Below are 21,115 nucleotides of genomic sequence, written 5' to 3'. Positions count from 1 at the left end.
TATGAGTAGAGCATTTGAATTATCCTCCAGTTATTCGCCAGCGGGCGACCAACCTAAAGCAATCAAAGCCTTAGTTGAAGGTTTAGAAGATGGCCTAGCCCGGCAAATATTATTAGGTGTTACTGGTTCGGGTAAAACCTTTACCATGGCTAATGTGATTGAAAAAGTTCAGCGGCCAACACTGATATTGGCACACAATAAAACCTTAGCTGCACAACTTTACGGTGAGATGAAAGAGTTTTTCCCCAATAACGCAGTAGAATATTTTGTGTCCTATTACGATTATTATCAGCCTGAAGCTTATGTCCCTTCTAGTGACACTTTTATTGAGAAAGATGCCTCGATAAACGCACATATCGAACAAATGCGTTTATCTGCAACTAAGTCTTTAATGGAAAGACGCGACGTCATTATTGTTTCTAGTGTCTCGGCCATCTATGGTTTGGGTGATCCTCAGTCTTATATGAAAATGTTGGTGCATTTTCGTCAAGGCGATATCATGAATCAACGAGATATTTTGCGGCGTTTGGCCGAAATTCAATACACCCGCAATGATGTCGCTTTTGAGCGCGGTACTTTTAGAGTGCGCGGTGATGTGATTGACGTATTCCCTGCGGACTCAGAACGTCATGGTATTAGAGTTGAATTGTTCGACGAAGAAGTCGAGCGCATCAGTATATTTGATCCTCTTACCGGTGCGGTTGAAAAAACCGTAGCCCGCGCCACCGTTTTCCCCAAAACTCATTACGTCACCCCCAGAGAAAAAATCATTGATGCGATTGAACATATCAAAGTTGAACTTAAAGAAAGGCGCGAGCAACTTAAGTCTGTTAATAAATTAGTCGAAGAGCAACGAGTTTCACAGCGTTGTCAATTTGATATGGAAATGATGCAAGAGTTAGGTTATTGCTCAGGCATCGAAAACTACTCCCGCTACCTATCAGGCCGAAACCCAGGCGATCCGCCGCCCACTCTGATTGATTATTTTCCAGCAGATGGCCTAATGTTTATTGATGAGTCTCACGTGACAGTTTCACAAATTGGCGCCATGTATAAAGGCGATAGATCCCGTAAAGAAACCTTAGTGGAATATGGCTTTCGTTTACCTTCGGCATTAGATAACCGACCTCTTAAGTTTGAAGAGTTTGAACAAATTGCCCCGCAGACCATTTATGTGTCTGCAACACCTGGGAAATTTGAATTAGAGAATGTTCCAGACGATATAGTGGAACAACTAGTGCGCCCCACAGGTTTGCTTGATCCAGAAATAGAAATACGACCTGTAGGTACTCAAGTTGATGATCTATTGTCTGAAATTCATAAGTGTGTAGCACTCAACGAAAGAGTATTAGTGACCACCTTAACCAAACGTATGTCCGAAGACTTAAGTGATTATCTTGACGAACATGGCGTTAAGGCTCGTTACCTACATTCAGATATAGACACAGTTGAACGTATTGAAATTATTCGTGATTTACGTATAGGTAAATTTGATGTGTTGGTGGGGATCAATTTACTCAGAGAAGGGCTAGATATGCCAGAAGTGTCGTTAGTGGCCATTCTTGATGCAGACAAAGAAGGATTTTTACGTTCTGATAAGTCTCTGATCCAAACCATGGGGCGGGCAGCGCGACATCTTAAAGGTCGAGCAATATTGTATGCCGATAGGATCACCGGATCTATGGAGCGGGCTATCGCAGAAACTGACAGAAGGCGTGAAATACAAAGAGCCTATAATCTTAAACACGGTATTATTCCCACACAAATGAATAAACCTATCACCGATATTATGGATGTGGGAGATGGCAGTTCTGATGGTAAAGTTAAACTCAGGTTAGTGGCCGAATCGAGCAAAAAATATAACGCTCTTAGCACACCACAAATTTTGCAGAGAATTACTGAACTGGAAAAAGTCATGTTTAAAGCCGCTAAAGATTTAGAATTTGAAAAAGCGGCGAATTTGCGTGATGAAATAGAGGCCTTTCGGGCGCAAATAGTCAAAAATTCATAGTTATAGAATTTAGGCTATTAAGTTTTATACTGGGTACGGCTAAATCGGTTGGCGCAACGTCGGTTACCGATTAGAAAGAAAAGCAAAAGATGATCCACCACAGGGAAAAGGAGGACAAAAAGGAAAAGAAGGGATAAGGCAATGTCAAATATCGATACTATGCTTTATCACTTTTATAGTTTTCTCTGTGCACTCTTTTTCCTCTGTGGTTCAATATTTTTAATCTTTTGATGATATATTTTTAAAGCTAACACCACTGTTTTTAGCTGTTCTGCTAAATTTCCATTGTAATCCAGCTACGCCTTTCCTACTATGTACATTAGTATCAAGAACTATACCTATAAGTGGTGCTTAAATGTTGAACCGTCTTCAAGAATCTGATATCAAATTATTGCGTGTATTTTACGCTGTCGCCTCATGTAATGGCTTTACCGCTGCTGAGCCGGTACTTCGTATGCAACGACCAAATATTAGCGCTGCTATTAAAAAGTTAGAAGAACGCTTAGATTTAGTTTTATGCCATCGTGGTCGTGGTGGTTTTCAAATGACCAAAGAAGGCGAAGTGGTTTTTCAGGAAACCAAACGTATCTTTAACTCATTCGATAACTTTGTGTTTAATCTGAAAAGTTTACACGACGACTATTCAGGACACATTACCTTAGTAATGATGGCGGGTTTACCACTTTCTTACCATTTAGCGGTAAGTAAAGCTGTAAAAAGCACCATGAAAAAATTTAACGATATTCACGTAAATATTCAAACTCGTTTATATAATGAGGTTGAGCATGTTGCCTTATCTGGCGAATGCCATTTGGTGTTGTCGACTTACGATATGGTCAAACCTGAATCCGTTACCTTTCACCCTGTAGAAGTTTCCTGTAAAGGCCGATTATATTGCTCACCTTCCCATGTCTTAGCAAAATATCGTGATGTTTTACCCGACAACATTAAAATTGGAGATTATCCTGCAATAGGTATTTCTGGTTTATCTTCAGCTAATTACATTTCTGATGATATTCGTATGGGGATCCAAACCTTTTCTGACTCATATGATGCTTGTCTATCAGCGATTATGACTGGCGAGTATGTAGGGCTATTACCTGATTACGTACTGACTAACCAAGCGGCAGGTCTAGGGCTAGTGCCAGTTGGTAAAAGTTTATTTGAATTCAGTCATGAGCTGTTTGTGATGAATGGTAAAAATACTCGCTTAAATCCTGTGTTAAGGCATTTGATTAAGGAAATTAGTTACTTTATTCAGCAGGTTGAGAAGTAGGCTTTAGCTACGAGCTACGAGCTACGAGCTACGAGTTGGATTTTACAAGCCGCATTTATGCGGCTTTTTAATGTGAATTTAGAATGTGGAATTTCATGCTCTATGCTTTGAAGAGCACTCCATCCTTGGATTTCTTCAAACGAAATCCCTTTCGTCTGACTTACTTTTTGCCAACAGCAGCAAAAAGTAAGCAAAAAGTGCCGCTCGAGGGCAATGCTCTTCATCCAATTATTTTGTGAATTAAGCAGGTCGTTTGCACTTGCTCCCAGCATTGGCAAACTCAATCGCCTTCCATGGCGATTGCCCTACTGAATTCACAAAATAATCGGCGAGCTTTGAGTCGAGGGTAGATCAAGAACATCTGCTTCGCAGATGAAGGATTAAAATAACATGAGGGTTCTAATCATTTGTTTATTCGGCTTTTTTTGCCTTATAAAATGACAGTGTGTGTTGCTTATGCTTTTGACTTTAATCTTTGGTACAACTGATATAAAACCGGCTTTCACCGGTTTCAACTTTATGTTCTTAAAGCTCGAAGTTATCCCTCATAATCCAATGGGTCACTCACACCATTTTCAGAAAAGGCTTCTAATCGCTCCTGACAAGCTCCACATTTGCCACAGGCTTTTTCGCGGCCGTTGTAACAAGTCCAGGTTTGGTTGTAATCCAAGCCCATTGCTAAGCCTGCGGTTAAAATGGCAGTTTTACTGACTTCTAGATAAGGCGTAACAATTTCGACGGCTTCGTAGTTGGCGATAGCGCATACGTCATTCATTTTATGGACAAATTCAGGGCGACAGTCAGGGTAGATGGCGTGATCGCCTGAGTGCGCGCCGTAGTAGACTTGGTTGGCCTCGATTGAAACAGCATAACCTACAGCCATAGATAGCAGAATCATATTGCGGTTGGGCACAACTGTGCTTTTCATGCTTTGTTCTTCGTAATGGCCTTCGGCTACGTCAATATCAGATGTCAGTGATGAGCCGCCAATTAATTGGTTGATGGCTGATATATCGACAATTTTGTGGTGTACATTTAACGTTTTGCAGGCACGATCTGCATAATCCAGTTCTTTTTTGTGTCTTTGTCCATAATCGAAAGATAAGGAAAATACCTCTAAGCCCTGCTTAACTGCTAGGTTTAGGACTGTAAATGAGTCCATTCCTCCGGAAAAAATTACCACTACCTTTTGTGACATGAGCTTTGCTTCTTTATAATCAATTCATTATGTAGTGATTTTAAGTGATTTGACGCTAAATTCCCACAACAGGAATGCGTTAAACAAAAAGGAAAGTGATTGAATTCGTATAAAATTAATGAAGTGTTTGAGTCTTTGCAAGGAGAGGGCAGTTATACAGGGTTGCCATCCATTTTTGTACGCTTGCAAGGTTGCCCAGTTGGCTGTCCATGGTGTGACACTAAACACACTTGGGTGGTGTCGCCTGAATTAAAAACCACTAGTGATGCGGTGATGGCGGAAACCGCAGAGTCTGATAGCTGGTTTGAACACTCCACCGCTCAACTATTAGAACTTTTTAAACTTCATGGTTATGTCGCTAAACATATTGTGATCACCGGTGGTGAGCCTTGTTTGTATGATTTGACTGAGATCACTAGTAGCTTAATAACAAAAGGTTATTCGGTACAAATTGAAACCAGTGGCACTTATGAAATCATTGCCCATCCTGATACTTGGGTTACAGTTTCACCCAAAGTGAATATGCCTGGGGGCAGGCCTGTATTAAGTAGCGCAATGCGCCGAGCAAATGAAATTAAACACCCAATAGCCATGGAAAAACATATTGAAGAGTTAGACCAAGTGTTAACCTTATTGGGTGACCAAGCGCTGCCCAACATTTATTTACAGCCCATTAGCCAACAAAAACGAGCGACCGACCTTGCAATTAAAACTTGTATAGCGCGTAATTGGCGTTTGTCATTACAAACGCATAAATTTATTGGGATCGAGTAACGGTCTTATGAACAGAATATGTGTAATTAAGGAACTGGTCATTTATGCCCATTGATTCAGAAAACTTTTTAGATCTTTATGCCAAAGCATTAAATACTTTTGATCCGAAAAAAATAGCCAGCTATTGTTTACCACCAACTATTATTATGAATGATAATATTAAAAAGGTCATGGCTAACGAAATAGAGTTAGAACAAGCCATTAGTCACATGATGACCAAGTTTAGCCAAGCAGGCATTAAAACCTTTGAGTCAAAATTACAGCAAACTATGCGTCTATCAGATACTTTGTTTTTTTCAAAAATGCGTTGGCAATTTTATGACGCAAAACAACAATTATGTTTTGGCTGTGCGACCTCATATACCTTACAAAAAATGCCCGATAAACAACTTAAGATAATTGTGGCGGTAATTGATGACGATGAGCATAAACTTGCTGACATTTTTAAACGTATTGAGTATTTATGATCAAAGCCTTGGTTGGGTTTTTCCTATTTTGTAGCCTTAATGCCCAGAGTGCATCTTGGCAAATAACGTTTCCTCGAGCCCTTGAATCCGCTTCAACAATTGAAGAGTACCCTATAGAGTTATTAGCCTTGGCTTTGGATCAAACAGGGGTAAATTATCAACTAACACCCTCAGTCAATATTTTGTCCAAAGGCAAGGCATTGAGTAGGCTGCAAGACAATAGAGAAATAAATATTGTTTGGGGTATGACCAATCCTCAGCGTGAAAAAGACTTATTACCTATTCGCATTCCCATATTTAAGGGACTAATTGGATGGCGTTTATTGTTAATTCGACAAGACATGGCTGGACGTTTTAAATATATCCAGCAGCTTGATCATTTGGTCAAACTCGCTCCATTGCAGGGGCGGGATTGGCCAGATACCAAAATATTGCAATTTAATGGTTTTGATGTGATCACCGAACGTACCCAAAGTGGGCTAATGAGGATGCTTGGCAAAGCACAAGGGGATTTTTTTCCTCGTTCAATCATAGAAATATGGGACGAGTTGGCCAAAAGCGAAACACAAATTCCAATAGAGGTCCAACCCACGCTTGGGATACGTTATCCCGCCGCTATTTACTTTTTTGTAAATAAGAAAAGTGTGCCCCTAGCGAGTCTGATTGAAAGAGGGCTTGAGAAAGCGATTGAAAATGGCAAGTTTGAAGCGTTATTTTTGGAGAAATACAAAGCTAACATTGAAAAAGCGCAGATTGAAGATAGAACCTTTTATTTGTTAAAGAATACTTTTTTACCCGAAAAAACACCCTTGGACAGAAAGGAATTATGGTTTGACGGCAAGCTTAATATTCCTGAACCAGAAAAAAAACCAGAGTGATGTACTCTGGTTTTTAGCTTCTTAGTATGTGTATCTAGTTCACATTAGCTAAATCTTAGCCCTTACCGTGAACAGTGCTCATTGCACGACCCGATGGATCCGCATTAGCTTTAAAGCTAGCATCCCATTCTAAGGCTTCTACCGTACTACAAGCGATAGATTTTCCGCTAGGTACACATTTAGCTGCGCTTTCCTGTGGGAAGTACCCTTCAAAAATGGTGCGATAGAAGTAGCCTTCTTTTGTATCAGGAGTGTTCACTGGAAAACGAAATTCCGCTGAAGCCATTTGTGCATCTGTGACTTGGGTTTCGATAAATTCTTTAAGTGAATCAATCCACGAATAACCCACACCGTCACTGAATTGTTCTTTTTGACGCCATAAAATTTCAGAAGGTAAATATTCGTTATTATCGAATGCTTTGCGTAATACCCATTTTTCCATTTTTCCATCAAGACACATCTTGTCTTGTGGGTTTAAGCGCATGGCCACGTCCATAAACTCTTTATCTAAGAAAGGCACGCGACCTTCAACACCCCAAGCAGAAGTAGACTTATTGGCACGGGCACAATCGAACATGTGCAAACGGTTAAGTTTACGCAGGGTTTCTTCATGAAATTCTTTAGCATTTGGCGCTTTATGGAAATATAAGTAGCCACCAAATATTTCATCAGCACCTTCACCAGATAAGACCATTTTTATTCCCATAGCCTTGATTTTACGACTCAGCAAGTACATGGGAGTAGAGGCGCGAATAGTGGTGGTGTCATAGGTTTCTATATGATAAATCACGTCGCGTAAGGCATCGATGCCTTCTTGCACTGTAAAGTGCACTTCGTGATGAACTGTGCCAATCATCTTAGCGACTTTTTGTGCCGCAATCAGATCTGGGGCTCCTTCTAAACCTACTGCAAAAGAGTGTAAACGAGGCCACCAAGCTTCTGTTTGGTCGTTATCTTCAACACGTTTAGCTACATATTTAGCCGCAATAGCTGACACTAAAGATGAATCTAAACCGCCTGACAATAATACCCCATAAGGTACGTCAGACATTAAGTGTGACTTAACGGCTTTCTCGAATGCTACTTTTAAATCTTCAAGATTGGTTTCGTTGTTTTTGACATTCTCATAGTCCATCCAATCACGTTTATAATAATTGGTTAATTCACCTGTTTTACTCCACATGTAGTGGCCAGGAGGAAATTCTTGAATGGTCTTACATACGGGAGCCAAAGCTTTCATTTCTGAGGCAACGTATAAATTGCCGTGCTCATCATAACCGGTATACAAAGGGATAATACCCATATGGTCGCGAGCTATTAAATAGGAGTCTTGCGCTGCATCGTAAAGAATAAAGGCAAACATGCCTTCTAATTCGTCGATAAACTCAACGCCTTTTTGTTGGTACAAAGGCAGAATGATTTCGCAGTCAGACTTAGTTCTAAAATCGTAAGGTGTTTCAAGTGCTGCTTCTAACACTTTGTGGTTATAAATTTCGCCATTCACGGCTAACACTTGATTATTATCGCGGCTTATTAGCGGTTGAGCGCCTGTGTCAACGTCGACTATTGCCAAACGTTCATGACATAAAATAGCATTATCATTATTCCAAATACCTGACCAGTCAGGACCGCGATGGCGGAGTAATTTGGAAAGCTCTAACGCTTGCGTTCTAAGTTCTGTCACATCACTTTTGATGCCCAGAATACCGAAAATACCACACATAAAAATATTTCTCTTAATTGCTGGTTATAGGGGCTTGACTATTATATTGCGCCAAGCCTGATATCGCGACTTCTTCTGCTATTTTTGTTGGTTCAATCGCGCACTTGAATTTGCCAGTCTGAGCGAAAAAAGCAAGGATAAACTGTGATTTTCTTACATTAGAAAGGAATTACTAAGAACAATGGTTGTTTTAGGAGGTTTAGTCGATAGTTGTTAACATTTGATTTTATGTGTGTGGAGGGATTACTTTTAATCCTAAAGCATGCGCTGGCGCTTACCGCCCTCCGTGGCTTTTTTCACACAGCAACCTTGCTGTACGACTTACTTTTTGCCAACCGCAGCAAAAAGTAAGCAAAAAATGCCGCTCGAGGGCAATGCTCTTCATCCGATTATTTATGATATTTCAGTACCAACTTCCCAAACTCGTGGAACCACTTCGAATTAGTCAATCACACATCCTTGATGATCAGCACCCAATCTCGACTTCTCGACAATTGCTCCTGCATTGTTCTACCTTCCGCCGTCCATGGCGGTCGCTTGTCGAGCTGTTCAACTGGGCGAAGCTGTGCTTCTAAGGAATCCAGTTTCACCCTACGAAATATCAAAAATAATTGGCGAACATAGATGCGAGGGTAGAGCATAAGAAAAGCATCGGCTTTGCCGACTAAACGTTTTAATAAATAGTTATCGTGCCTGTCCTGTTAGTTCTGTTAGTTTTGCCCCACTGCCTTTTCCGCCTTTAAAGTTTCAGCTGAAAATGGCTTATTATTGGGAAAAATAACAGGGATAGGCTATTAAACGGTGTACATAACTCTGCTGGACAGTCACGTTAGTTTGGATAGTTGGCGAGCATTGAGTCGGCTTCTTTAGTTTGTGCGCGTCATTGCCGCTTCGTAGACTTTTCCTTTGTTACGTTTTCCAACTGAAATCACAGTGACTGTAATAATAGAGTCATTGACTTCATATACTAAGCGATAGCCCACTTGTCTTAATTTGATCTTATATAGCTCATTAGCACCGGACATCTTTGCACTTTGAATATGAGGATTTTCTATTATCTCAGCTAATTTTTTCTTAAATTGTTCTCGTATTGTCGAGCCCAGTTTTTTCCACTCTTTGAGTGCCGTTTTCTTAAACTCAAGCTCATAGGTCACTTAAATTTACCTTTATACTTTCTTCATTCCTTCTAGCCTCAGCAATGCTCAATAATTCAAGATCTTCCATGTGATCCATCATAAATTCATAAGTATCTGCTGGTATGCAATAAAACGCAGGTTCGTTTCTATTTAAAACAGCAATTGCTTCTCCGCCCGCACTCATAGCAACCTTCATTGGGTTAGCTTTTAATTCACTAATACTTACTGCTGCTTCAGTTAATATTCTTGTAGTCATATGTTTCTCGTGCGTTTAACAGGTCTTTAGATAGGTCTTATTGTAGTCTTCGAAACATAACAAGGCAATGAAACCTACATAATAAACAGGATAGCCATTATAGTGTTGGCGCAATATTAAGTCATTTCATGCGGTTTAAAGGCTAAAAGAAATGGCGGAGCCACCAAAGTGGTATGCGGCGTAGCCGATGCTCTAATCTTTTGATTTACCCTCCCATGTATGTTCGCCGATTAGCTGGTGAATTTTGTAAGGCAATTTACAGGACGTAAATTGAGTTTGTCCACGTCAGGTACGTGTACAAACGACCTGCTAAATTTGCTAGGTAATTGGGTGAAGAACATAGTAGCGAGCGGCTTCTTTTTGGTTACTTTATTCTTAGCTGTAGAAGAAAAAGTGACTGGCTCGAAGGGATCCGAGACAAAAACCATCAAGGACGATGGCGCGTAGCGTGCTTTTGTTTGCCGTATTATAAGAGGCTTACGCTAGCAATAAAGCGTAAGCCTGAACCCTGATCCTACTTCCGCTGAAACTCACTCGTCGCTTTCCACTTAGGCCAGTCATCAGATGTAACCAAGTCATATCCGACTTCAAATAATAGTTGTACATCTTGCTGAATACCGGACAAATCCCAATTTTCGCGGAATTGATCACAGACTTGGTGATAACAACCTCTTACTATAACGTTGGTTCGTTTACGGTATTTAGCTGTCGCTTCATCTATAGGCACGTCACCTCCTTCAGCATAAAGCGCCGGCACACCTTGTTTAGCAAAACTGAAATGGTCAGAACGATAATAGCCCCCGGCTTCTGGACGACTTTCTTGTACTAAATAACGCCCTTGACGTTTGGCAGCTTTTTCAAGATAGTTTTCTAATTCAGACTTACCCATGCCAACAACTGCGACATCTTTGGTTTTGCCCAATATATTCATGGCATCCATATTGATATTGGCGACAGTTTTATCTAAAGGGATAATGGGATGTTCTGAATAATACTTCGAGCCTAACAAGCCTTGTTCTTCAGCTGTGACAATTAAAAAGGTGGTTGAGCGCTTAGGTTTGATATTTAACTCAGAATAAGCTTTGGCCATAACAAGGGCGGCCGCTGTGCCTGTGGCGTTATCATGGGCACCGTTATAAATTTGATCGCCTTCTTTGCTTTCATCTTTGCCTAAATGATCCCAATGTGCGGTAAAAATTATATGTTCGTCGGGTTTTTCAGTGCCAGGTAAAGTAGCGATAACGTTATTGCTGATTGATTTTTTAAAGCTATTGTTAACCGTTACCGATACGTCCAAACCCAATTTTTTGCTGTATGGAGCCGCTATGGCTTTGGCTTTTTCTTCGGCAAAGTTGAGTCCGGCATCAGTAAATACCTTTTGCGCAGCTTCTGTGGTTAACCAGCCTTCTACTGCTACTCTGTCAGCGTTCGCATTTTTACTCACAAGACCGTACTGCGGGCCACTCCAACTGTTAGCTACCACAGACCAGCCGTAAGAGGCGGGTTTGGTTTCATGTACAATAATTGCTGCTTGGGCACCTTGACGACTGGCTTCTTCGTATTTATAGGTCCAGCGACCATAGTAGGTCATGGCTTTACCCTCAAATTTGCCACCTTGTGGGTTTTCAAAACCAGGATCGTTAACTAAAATTACTACTGTTTTGCCTTTTACATCTAAGCCTTGGTAGTCATTCCAATCGTACTCTGGTGCGTTAACACCATAACCGACAAACACCAACTCTGAATTTTTTAGTTCGACCTTAGCTTGTTCTCTACTAGTAGAGGCCATCATGCTTTCTTTATAAACAAAATTATTTTTGCCTATTGTCATGGTCATATTGGGATTGGCTGTCATTTCAATCAGTTCAACGGGCTGTAAGTAGCTGTCACCATTGCCGGGTTGGTAGCCCAACTGTTTGAATTCGTTAAGCAAATAATCTAAGGTTTTTTGTTCGCCAACTGTGGTGGGTAAGCGACCCTCAAATTCATCAGAAGCTAAAATTTTGATATGTGTTTTTAAATCATTGGTGTTAATGCTTTGATAAACATCGATGAAGTTATCTACAACTGTTGGCACCGATTCGACCTGTTTGTTTTGGCAGGCCGATAATACCAATGCAATTGGCAGGCACAATGTGAGTAGTTTATGGCAAGTTTTCATGTGGTTGCTCTTGTAGTTGTGTTGGTTAACTATTATAACCCCTCTATTTTTACATTATATCAATCTCAAGGGCAATTGTGACAGCTTGGAACTACGACTTTATTCAGCAACTACCTATGTTGCCCATGCAGCAGCTTGCAACACATTTTGGTCTGTCTGGTTTTACTGATTGGCCCAATGCGCAAGGGCTCAATGATTTAAAAACATTGAGTGGGAATTTGCATATTCCAAATTTTGTTTGCCAAAGTCAAATCAATGGATCTGAGTATTATTATGAACAAATAATCCACCAACAGCATATTATCCCGACCCGGCCAAACAGCTGGCATGACTTATTTAACGGTTTGATTTGGTTACAATTTCCGCAAACAAAACGATTGTTAAATCAGCAGCATGTGGAAGATATTGAGCAACATGGATTATCACCTCGAACTTTAAGAAGAAACAACTTAACTCACTTTGATGAGTGTGGCGTGATCTTGACGTATCAAAGAGGTTCAGTTGCTGAGCAACAGATTAAAGATTTAACTATGCATAAGTGGCAAGCTGTTTTTATAGAAAATAGATCAATTTGGGGAAAACAGTTAAATAGTTTTATGTTTGGACACGCCAATTTAGAAATGCTACTGCAGCCATTTATTGGTCTGACTGGAAAATGGCTGGCGTTAGAAGTAGACGATCAATTTTCAAGCATAAGCTATACAGAGCAATTAAAGCTGATTGATGAATTATTGGTGATACATATCAAGCAAAACAATATTTTCGCTAATAAGAAACCCCTTTATCCTATTCCTTTGTTAGGCATCCCAGACGTCTGGGATGCCAACATCAATCCAGCATTTTACGCCAATACTGATTATTTTAGACCCGCAGCGCCCTTAAAAAACGATTGATAGAGCCCAAATCACCCAAATAAGTAGATAGGGGGCAATAGCAATAATATAATTTCTTTTTGCCGAAAAATGGGTCCACTGACTCAAACCAACTGATGTTAAATACATCACCCAGATTGATTCTAAACGTATGCTTTGGGTTAACGATGCCCATGGCGATGCCATATCTATTGAAAAGATAAACGCCAGTGAGGTGGGTGACAAACTAACAGGAGATAACTGATTATCCTGTGCTAATAACACTACTACTATACTAATTAAGCTACATACAATAGTGGGTAAGCTGATCCACCAAGCGAAGCCATACCAGTCTGTATAACTTTGTACACATTCCTCGTCAGCCTTAGTGGCAAAGTTAAAGTAAAGCGCCAAAATGGCGTTACTAATGATAACGACAAAAACTGAGCCAAATACCCCAGCCCATAAAGATTGAGCTTGATCTGCCATAGCATTGCGTACCGCACTTTGTTCACCAGGACTAAGTTCTCCAGCGACAGATTGCACCATCAATTCGTTGTACCAAGCAAAGTCTACAAAATTGAAATACAAGTAAATAGGAATAGCGCCAAAGGTTGCGATAAATAAAAATGGGATCCATGACCAATTGTGGACCTCATTGATTGTGGCAAATACTTGATTTGGCTTAGTAATAATATCTTTCATAGCCTGAAATGGATTACTGACTTGTTGCATTTAACTCTCCTTAATAATTCTTTTGTGTACGACCATTTTGACTTGTTATTACGCTAGTCTGAGCGAATTGGATATTGTTACATATTTTTTTTCTCTGGCGCATGTAATAAATCACAAAATTCAGAGACTATACCCATAAGGTTGTCACTAACTAGGAAAACGGAATGATAGAAATAAAACAACTGGCGAAAAAATTCGCTGTGGAAAATCCTAAAAAGCTCAGTGAGCAAGAGAAAAAAGATCCGAGATTAAAAGGGCGCTTTTTTCATTCAGTACAAGATGTGTCTTTTACCTGTCAAAAAGGTCAGGTATTAGGGTTACTTGGTCCTAATGGTGCGGGTAAAACCACTACTTTACGCATGTTATCCACTGCACTCAAACCTGATGGTGGTAGCGTAGAAATTGACGGTGACAACGTGTTAACTAATCCTGTCATCGCCCGCAAAAAGATAGGATTTTTATCAGGCTCCACTGGTTTATATGGTCGTCTAACGGGGCGTGAAAATATTCATTATTTTGGTCAGTTGCATGGCATGAGTGAAGAGTCTATCGCCAGTCGCATAAAAGAGTTGGCTGACCTGTTGGATATGCATAACTTTTTAGACCGACGATCGGAAAATTTTTCTACAGGTATGAAACAAAAAACAGCAATCGCTCGTGCTGTGGTGCATTCACCTGAATTGGTTATTTTGGATGAGCCCACAACGGGTCTTGATATTATGGCCACGCAAACGGTATTGGAATTTATTCGCGGCTTGAAAGAGCAGGGTACCCCCGTCATTTTCTCGACACATCATTTGGATGAAGTAGAAGAGTTATGTGACAAAGTAACCGTTATCGATCAAGGCTGTACTATGTTTGATGGTGATATCGCCAGCTTTAAAGCCCTCGCTGAAGGCTCTTTGCACCAGTCTTTTATGGCTGCCATTCAATCAACGACTAGCGAATAAGGAGACTAAACTATGTGGTTAGTATTTAAAAAAGAGATCAAAGAATTACTTCGCGACCGTAAAACATTATTTTTTATGATTGCACTGCCGTTATTAATTTTCCCGTTGATTTTTGGCATTGTGGGTTTTGTGAGTAAACAAGCCATTGATAAAGCTGAAACCCAAGTACTCAATTATGCTTTGGTAGGTGGTCAATATGCACCTGATATTGTTAAAGAGCTGCAACAACCAGATAAGTTTAACCTTATCGAAATTGCAGAAAATGCCGATTACACCTCGGTAATTCGTAATGATACTGTCGATTTTGTGCTGCAGATACCTGAAAATTATTCTAGCGAGGTACTAAAAAATGGCCAGGCTAACGTTAAGCTGCATTTCAACGATGCTGGGCTAAACCTCGTCTACAGACGGGTAAATGAAATAGTTAAAAGTCAGTCAGAGTTGTTTCAACAAAGCGCTTTTTCGAGTTTGGGATTAGATGAAGCACAACAAAATGCTCTGATAGAACCTATAGTCTTGGAGAAAGTGAATACCGCAGATGATCGAGAAAACTGGGGCGAAAAAATAGGAGGGATGTTGCCTTATTTGTTGTTTATCATTTGTTTAACAGGCGCAATGGCTCCGGCTACCGATATTGGCGCAGGGGAAAAAGAGCGCGGCACACTTGAGACTTTATTGATCTCGCCCATCGACCGAAACAAAATTGTAATGGGTAAATTTTTAACTATTGCTTTTGCTGGCACTATGACCGCGATGATTACCGTAGCCAGTATGGTGATTTGGGGCCTAGTTTTAAGTCAAGGTATGGCAATCAAATTTGTGGCTGATTTTATGGCTCAGATAGCGATGCTTGATTTCCTACTTATCTTTCTAATGTTGGTGCCTGTGGTGGCAATCTTTGCAGCGGTATTGCTGAGCATTTCTATCTATGCCAAAAGTTTTAAAGAGGCACAAAGTTATATGGGCCCTATGACTATTTTGGTTATCGTACCTATTATGTTGGCTCTATTACCCGGGGTAGAATTAAAAGGTGGTTGGGCTTGGGTGCCGATAACTAACGTTTCACTGGCCATGAAAGAATTGGTGAAAGGCACTATGGACTACTATCAATTATTCGCGATCTTTGGTTCAACGGTGATTATTGCAGGTGCGTTGTTTGCATTTTGTGTGTATTGGTTTAATCAAGAGAAAGTGTTGTTTAGATAACCCGAGTCCAAATTAATTAATTGTGTGCGAAAAGCCATGCTGTCGAGCATGGTTTTTTAGTTTCTAGGGATTAAGTCTGATTGGTCGGCAAAGCATTGCCGTTTTAAGCATCGCCTGCAATTATCTTCCTAAGCAGCTCTTGTACAGTTTTTTCCCGCTTGTTTGGCCGTATATAGTGCTTCGTCTGCTCGCGAAAAAATACCTATTTGTGAATCATGCTCTTGATAAGTCGCACTACCAATACTGCAAGATATCTTATGTTGTTGTAGCAACGGATGTGATTCGATGGCACTGCGGATACGTTCTGCAATCAAGTTGTTGGTCTGGTTGTCTGCATCAGGTAACAAGCAGCAGAATTCATCACCACCAAATCTAAACGCAAAATCTGACTCTCTAAGACTATGCAAAATAGTATCTGCACAAGCCATCAATACTTTATCGCCTACTTGATGCCCATGGATATCATTAACTTGTTTAAAATTATCCATATCCAACACCAGCAAACCAAAGGGTTGATGACGCCTTTGTGATTGATTCGCTAAGCGGATCATAGTTTCGTTGTAACTGGCTCTATTGCCTAAAGACGTTAAATAGTCCTTCATGGCAAATTGCTTAATTTTGTGGTGTTCTAAGGCGTTCTTAAAGGGACTACAAAAATTAATATGCATTTGTTGTACGATTTGCCAATCCCTTAACGACAAGGGTTGCGTAAATGAATAATTCATTTGGGCAACTGTATTACCCATTTGTATACAATTTAAGGTTTTTGAATGTGAATTTTTTGCTCTTTTACCAAATGTAACTCGGTTATCTTCGAACTGGATTTTTAGTTCAGACAGCGGTAGGGTGTTTTCTAACTGCTGAAAATATAATTCAGTCAGCTTGGATAAGTCTATAGTTGTAAGCAATTTTTGGATGAATTTATTAAGCTGACTTTGGGTTAACCCTTGATTCTGATCATGGTTAGATTCTTCAATACTGAAGTAAGGATCAGCGACGTTTGCGTCGTATAACTGGGTAAGTTGTTCCAACGGTTTCTCCTGCCAAATAAATGGCGAATTACTATACAAAAAATGAGTCTTGATTAGGATAAGCAAATATTGTGCCTAGCGGATGGCAATCAAAGGTAATAACTGAATATGCACGGAAATCTAGGCAATATTGTTATTTTAATGGCTGTAGCGGTGATAACTGTTTGGTTATTTAAACGTATTAATTTACCGCCTATTCTGGCCTACCTATTTTGTGGCATTTTGGCGGGTCCTGATCTGCTCGCATTATTTGAACACCCCGAAGATATGCAAAACTTTGCGGAATTGGGGATCGTTTTTTTGTTGTTTTCATTGGGACTGGAGTTTTCACTCCCCAAAATGTTAGCCATGCGTCATTTGGTATTTGGCGTGGGGTTAGCCCAGATGGTATTGACCACATTAGTGTTTATGGGCATTGCCTTGTTATTGGGTTTTGATGGTAAAGCCTCCTTGGTAATAGGCAGTATTATAGCATTGTCGTCAACCGCCATAGTGATTAAACAAACCAGTGATTTGGGGATATTGAATACCACTCGCGCGCAAATTGCGGTGAGCATTTTATTACTTCAAGATCTGGCTGTTGTGCCTTTGCTTATATTGGTGCCTTTGTTGGCTGCTGATTCTGAACAAAGTTTAGGCATTGCTATTTTACTGGCCTTTCTAAAAGGTTTATTAGTGGTGGGTATTTTGCTTTCTGTCGGTAAATGGATACTACCTAAAGTATTTAGAGAAGTGGCTAGTACTAGAACCGATGAACTCTTTGTCTTGACGACTATATTGGTGGCTTTAATGGCCGCTGGTTTGGCTTTTTCTTTTGGTTTATCCATGGCGTTAGGTGCATTTTTAGCTGGAATGATGTTGGGAGAGAGTAAGTATAAATATCAATTAGAAGCTGATATTAGGCCCTTTAGGGATATTCTGATGGGGCTATTTTTTATTACAATAGGTATGCGCCTAGTACCGCATAATTTACCAGACCAGATACATTGGGCGTTATTGGGTTTGGTGGTTATTGTTTTGCTCAAAGTCGTGCTGATCCGGATCTCTGCTGAGATCTTTAAATTAGGTAAACAAGATGCATGGGCTGCCGGGCTTAAACTTTGTCAAATGGGCGAGTTTGGGTTTGTGTTAGCAGCACTGGCTGTGGATCACGCTATTTTAAACTCAGAGCAAGGTTCGTTGTTATTGACTATTGGGGTGATGAGTATGGCCATTACACCTTGGTTGGTCGATAAAAGTCCCCAAATTGCCAAAGCCATCAGTCCTGAAGTGACGCCTAATGTAAAAGGATTAGAACAGATTTCAGTGCAAGACCATCAACTGACTGATCACGTTCTGATTTTTGGTTTTGGTCGTGTGGGTCAATCGGTTAGTCGCTTATTAAAGATTGAAGCTATTCCCTACATGGTGGTTGATGCTGATCCTATTCGTGTGCAAGAGAGTCAAAATGCAGGCGAACCTGTGTATTTTGGCGATGTAAAACAAAAAGATATATTGCGCACTGTGGGTATTGAACGAGCTAAATTGGTGCTGATTACCTTTGATCAACATGAAAAAGCCATAAGTGTTATTCATTTAATTAAAAGTCTATATCCCGACTTGCCAGTCGTGGTCAGAACCAGAAAAGACTATCGCATGGAAGAATTGCTAGCAGCAGGGGCATCACAGGTGGTGCCGGAAATTCTTGAGGGTAGTCTGATGTTAGTGACACAGGTATTACAATTATCTGGTGTGCCTATGTCTCGAATACTCAAACGAGTGCGCAAAGAGCGTAAGGGGCATTATGCCAATATGCACGGTTTTTTCCCCGGTGAAACCACTGAGCTTGATTACGTCGAACAAGACAAGTTGAAATTTATGCATGCGGTTATTTTGACAGAAGATGCCTATGCTGTGGGTAAATCTTTACTGCAACTGAACCTGCAACAATGGAAGGTTAATGTTAAAGGATTAAGAAGAGATAACCTTGAACTAGCAGAGCCTGACGAAAACATGGTTTTAGTAGTAGGTGATGTGATTGTGATCGCAGCTAAACCACACAAAGTAGAGCGAGCTGAGCGATTCTTACTGGAAGGCGATTAATGGTTTTTACTGACTATTCCAACAAGATTACATTTATTAAAATCCAGCACATTTTGAATCAATAATAATTGGCTAACCATTTCTGCTTTCATTGGTTTGGCAAATACGTAACCTTGAAAATTATGACAACCCAATTTGATTAAGGTGTCTACCTCGGCAAAACTTTCAGTCCCCTCTGCCAATATTTGAATATTAAACACTCTGCACATAGCAATGATAGCTTCAATCACTTGTGCTTTTCTCTTATCTTTATCGATGTTTTTAATAAACTGGCGGTCAATTTTAACCTTTTTAACTGGGTAGGAAATGAGTTTTGATATACCAGAGTAACCAATTCCAAAGTCGTCTATTGTGATGTCAAATCCCCAATTAACTAAGTGATTTATGGTTGAAAGTGCTTTCTCATGAGAAATGCTTCTAGCTGATTCTGTTAATTCAAGTTCTATTAATTGGGGCCTAATTTTGTATTCAATTAGAGGTTTGATTAGCTGTTCATGGAAATTATCTTGGTCAAGATCTGCACCAGATATATTGATTGCCACCGGCACTAATTCGACACTTGCCTGTTGCCATTCGTTTATTTGTTTGCAAACGTTGCTAATCAGCCAACGGGTAAGGCTTGTTACTAACCCTGACTTTTCTGCAATAGGAATAAAAACAGCAGGGGATACCACACCAATAACCGGAGAATTCCATCGTAATAGTGCTTCTAAGCCGATTAATTTCCCATCACCTTCTACTTTGGGTTGATACATTATGTGTAATTCATCGTTGACAATGGCTTCACTCAAGAGAATATTAATTTCCTGATGTTCAATAAAACGTTCCAGACTAGAATCATCGTAGAAGTTAATATCAAGATTACTAGAATTGGCAGCATATAGTGCTTTGTTAACCAGTTTTTCAGGATCATCTATACCATCAGTAAGTGAGATACCAAACTGAATATCTAATGGGATTTTTTTTCCTTGAATGATTACGTTTTTAGGTAACTGTTCGATAAAAGACTTAAGCAAACTTTGTGCATCTTTGTCAGATAATTCACTAACAATAGTTAAGTTGTTTGGCTCTACAGATGCAAACTGGCAAGGCACTTTTGTTTCTGATAACCACTGATCGGCTAAATTGCGGATCATTAGCGGCATAGTCTGAAAACCATGCTTTTGGGCGACAAATTCAGCGTTTTTAATACGGATTGCCACAATACATAATTCTATATCTGAATGACTTAGTCGACTTTTTAAATGACCTTCTATCCAAGTTCGATTCGGCAAACGAGTCGCTTCGTCTAAGTTTTGTTTCCGATATAGTAGACTTTGTGCTGCCAAGGTTTTATGCAACATGGTTTTAGCTGTAATATCTTGAATAGTAAGAAAATAATAACTATTTTTGAGTAATGCACTACGGCTGATTTTAAACATTTTCATCCTGCCTGCAACAGTCAAATTTACAGTGTTTGTTCCTTCTTGGGCTGGCATGTCGATAAATAATTCTGAAATAGGTATGGCTTGAGTTCGTAATTTAAAATTGCAGTGTAATAATTGCTCGGCAGCTGTATTCATCTCAGAAACTAGCCCATCGGAACACACCACTAATTTGGCTATTTCAGTCTCAACAAATAAGGTTTTATAAAAATCATTTTGTAATTGTAAATTGACATTTTGCTCAGTGATACGTTTGTTTAAACGAGTGTTCGCGACATTAGCGCGAGCCACTGCTAAAGGAATACAAACATTAAAAAATAAAAAGATGAGGCTGAATATATAGGCGTTTGCGTATTCTGAATAGGCGTGTTCATCCATGTATTGATTGAGTTGGAAGCCATTTAATAAAGTAATGAAAGGTAGAATGTTGAATATTATGCAAATAATCCCGACTTTTAAACCTAGCAGCACAAATGCCATTAAGGGCAAAGAAAAAATGAATACTGGCCCTAACATCGCTAATGTTGGTATTTGTACCATTAAATTGATACACACCGCCGCGAATACAATACTTAATAATAAGCTATAAGCACTGAGGTAATAGTGCGATTTTGACAACCAAAGCTGTAAACTGCCGACTAGGTAAAAGCATGATATGACGGGGAGAGTGATATAGTATCCAACCTCAAGTGTTTTAATAACACAATGAATAGCTAAGACTGAGTAAAGTGAATAACAACTAATGATCATTATTCGTAGCGCACTAATACGCCAGCTTTCTATACCTCCATATGTGCCCTCATCATCTGAAAGCATTAGATAGTTTAGAAAGGCGTTTTTAAAATTTTCTAACATACAGCCTGCCTTTTTACTCAAATACCCGATAAAAGTGTTTCATCGAATAACACACCAAATTATTGTGAGGTATTAACTCAAGAGTAATGTAGCTATTATTA

17 protein-coding genes are annotated in these 21,115 nt (G+C 39.8%); 9 read left to right on the top strand and 8 right to left on the bottom strand.

The genetic code is table 11. The features are described from left to right. Position 1 precedes the first annotated feature (1 nt). Both uvrB and GARC_RS07045 read left to right on the top strand, forming a co-directional pair. Positions 2 to 2,011, top strand: a complete 2,010-nt coding sequence (gene uvrB, locus GARC_RS07050) for an excinuclease ABC subunit UvrB (RefSeq protein WP_007618288.1) — start codon at positions 2 to 4, stop codon at positions 2,009 to 2,011. Between the two features lie 355 nt (positions 2,012 to 2,366). Next, a complete protein-coding gene (locus GARC_RS07045; RefSeq protein ID WP_007618286.1) occupies positions 2,367 to 3,287 on the top strand; it encodes a LysR family transcriptional regulator in 921 nt (306 codons plus the stop codon). 538 nt (positions 3,288 to 3,825) lie between these two features. On the opposite strand, the gene queC is transcribed toward GARC_RS07045, so the two are convergent. After that, the gene (gene queC, locus GARC_RS07035) at positions 3,826 to 4,485 is read right to left on the bottom strand and encodes a 7-cyano-7-deazaguanine synthase QueC (RefSeq protein ID WP_007618284.1); all 660 of its coding nucleotides are present in this window, start codon (positions 4,483 to 4,485) and stop codon (positions 3,826 to 3,828) included. Between the two features lie 99 nt (positions 4,486 to 4,584). Here queC and queE point away from each other — a divergent pair, with 99 nt between their 5' ends. From queE to GARC_RS07020, 3 genes are read left to right on the top strand one after another with little or no spacing between them, the layout of a single operon-like run. After that, positions 4,585 to 5,259 carry a 7-carboxy-7-deazaguanine synthase QueE gene (gene queE / locus GARC_RS07030; RefSeq protein WP_007618282.1) on the top strand — a complete coding sequence of 225 codons (675 nt, stop codon included), beginning with the start codon at positions 4,585 to 4,587 and terminating at the stop codon, positions 5,257 to 5,259. Between the two features lie 44 nt (positions 5,260 to 5,303). Continuing rightward, positions 5,304 to 5,726, top strand: coding sequence for a hypothetical protein (locus tag GARC_RS07025; protein ID WP_007618280.1), 423 nt, complete (start codon positions 5,304 to 5,306; stop codon positions 5,724 to 5,726). Continuing rightward, on the top strand, positions 5,723 to 6,604 hold the full coding sequence (locus GARC_RS07020; RefSeq protein WP_007618278.1) for a hypothetical protein: 882 nt from the start codon (positions 5,723 to 5,725) through the stop codon (positions 6,602 to 6,604). Before GARC_RS07025 ends, GARC_RS07020 begins: the two co-directional genes overlap by 4 nt. 55 nt (positions 6,605 to 6,659) lie before the next feature. Here GARC_RS07020 and asnB read toward each other — a convergent pair whose 3' ends face one another. The 4 genes from asnB to GARC_RS07000 all read right to left on the bottom strand — a co-directional run bounded on the left by asnB (position 6,660) and on the right by GARC_RS07000 (position 11,880). After that, a complete protein-coding gene (gene asnB, locus GARC_RS07015) occupies positions 6,660 to 8,327 on the bottom strand; it encodes an asparagine synthase B (RefSeq protein WP_007618276.1) in 1,668 nt (555 codons plus the stop codon). A gap of 866 nt (positions 8,328 to 9,193) precedes the next feature. After that, positions 9,194 to 9,481 (bottom strand): type II toxin-antitoxin system RelE family toxin, encoded by a 288-nt coding sequence (locus GARC_RS07010; protein WP_007618271.1) that lies wholly within the window; start codon positions 9,479 to 9,481, stop codon positions 9,194 to 9,196. Then, a complete protein-coding gene (locus GARC_RS07005) occupies positions 9,471 to 9,719 on the bottom strand; it encodes a type II toxin-antitoxin system Phd/YefM family antitoxin (RefSeq protein ID WP_007618270.1) in 249 nt (82 codons plus the stop codon). Before GARC_RS07005 ends, GARC_RS07010 begins: the two co-directional genes overlap by 11 nt. Before the next feature lie 514 nt (positions 9,720 to 10,233). Further along, positions 10,234 to 11,880, bottom strand: a complete 1,647-nt coding sequence (locus GARC_RS07000; RefSeq protein ID WP_007618268.1) for a M28 family metallopeptidase — start codon at positions 11,878 to 11,880, stop codon at positions 10,234 to 10,236. Between the two features lie 77 nt (positions 11,881 to 11,957). On the opposite strand from GARC_RS07000, the gene GARC_RS06995 reads away from it, so the two are divergent. Continuing rightward, positions 11,958 to 12,773, top strand: coding sequence for a DUF3025 domain-containing protein (locus GARC_RS06995; protein ID WP_007618267.1), 816 nt, complete (start codon positions 11,958 to 11,960; stop codon positions 12,771 to 12,773). Here the strand turns inward: GARC_RS06995 and GARC_RS06990 are convergent. Continuing rightward, positions 12,759 to 13,466, bottom strand: a complete 708-nt coding sequence (locus GARC_RS06990) for a Yip1 family protein (protein WP_007618266.1) — start codon at positions 13,464 to 13,466, stop codon at positions 12,759 to 12,761. The genes GARC_RS06995 and GARC_RS06990 overlap by 15 nt on opposite strands. 164 nt (positions 13,467 to 13,630) lie before the next feature. Here GARC_RS06990 and GARC_RS06985 point away from each other — a divergent pair, with 164 nt between their 5' ends. After that, positions 13,631 to 14,416 (top strand): ATP-binding cassette domain-containing protein, encoded by a 786-nt coding sequence (locus GARC_RS06985; RefSeq protein WP_007618265.1) that lies wholly within the window; start codon positions 13,631 to 13,633, stop codon positions 14,414 to 14,416. Between the two features lie 12 nt (positions 14,417 to 14,428). After that, on the top strand, positions 14,429 to 15,622 hold the full coding sequence (locus GARC_RS06980) for an ABC transporter permease (RefSeq protein ID WP_007618264.1): 1,194 nt from the start codon (positions 14,429 to 14,431) through the stop codon (positions 15,620 to 15,622). 128 nt (positions 15,623 to 15,750) lie between these two features. Here the strand turns inward: GARC_RS06980 and GARC_RS06975 are convergent, their stop codons facing one another. Continuing rightward, a complete protein-coding gene (locus tag GARC_RS06975) occupies positions 15,751 to 16,653 on the bottom strand; it encodes a GGDEF domain-containing protein (protein WP_007618262.1) in 903 nt (300 codons plus the stop codon). Between the two features lie 108 nt (positions 16,654 to 16,761). Here GARC_RS06975 and GARC_RS06970 point away from each other — a divergent pair, with 108 nt between their 5' ends. Then, a complete protein-coding gene (locus GARC_RS06970) occupies positions 16,762 to 18,735 on the top strand; it encodes a cation:proton antiporter domain-containing protein (RefSeq protein ID WP_007618260.1) in 1,974 nt (657 codons plus the stop codon). On the opposite strand, the gene GARC_RS06965 is transcribed toward GARC_RS06970, so the two are convergent. Then, the gene (locus GARC_RS06965) at positions 18,732 to 21,014 is read right to left on the bottom strand and encodes a GGDEF domain-containing phosphodiesterase (RefSeq protein ID WP_052151479.1); all 2,283 of its coding nucleotides are present in this window, start codon (positions 21,012 to 21,014) and stop codon (positions 18,732 to 18,734) included. The two genes, GARC_RS06970 and GARC_RS06965, sit on opposite strands and share 4 nt — an antisense overlap. Between the last annotated feature and the right edge of the window lie 101 nt (positions 21,015 to 21,115).

It is taken from the genome of Paraglaciecola arctica BSs20135 (genome assembly GCF_000314995.1).
In the GTDB taxonomy this organism is placed as follows: Bacteria; Pseudomonadota; Gammaproteobacteria; order Enterobacterales; family Alteromonadaceae; genus Paraglaciecola; species Paraglaciecola arctica.
The sequence above is the reverse complement of the archived record's forward strand: the minus strand, read 5'-3'. Positions and strand labels throughout refer to the sequence as shown.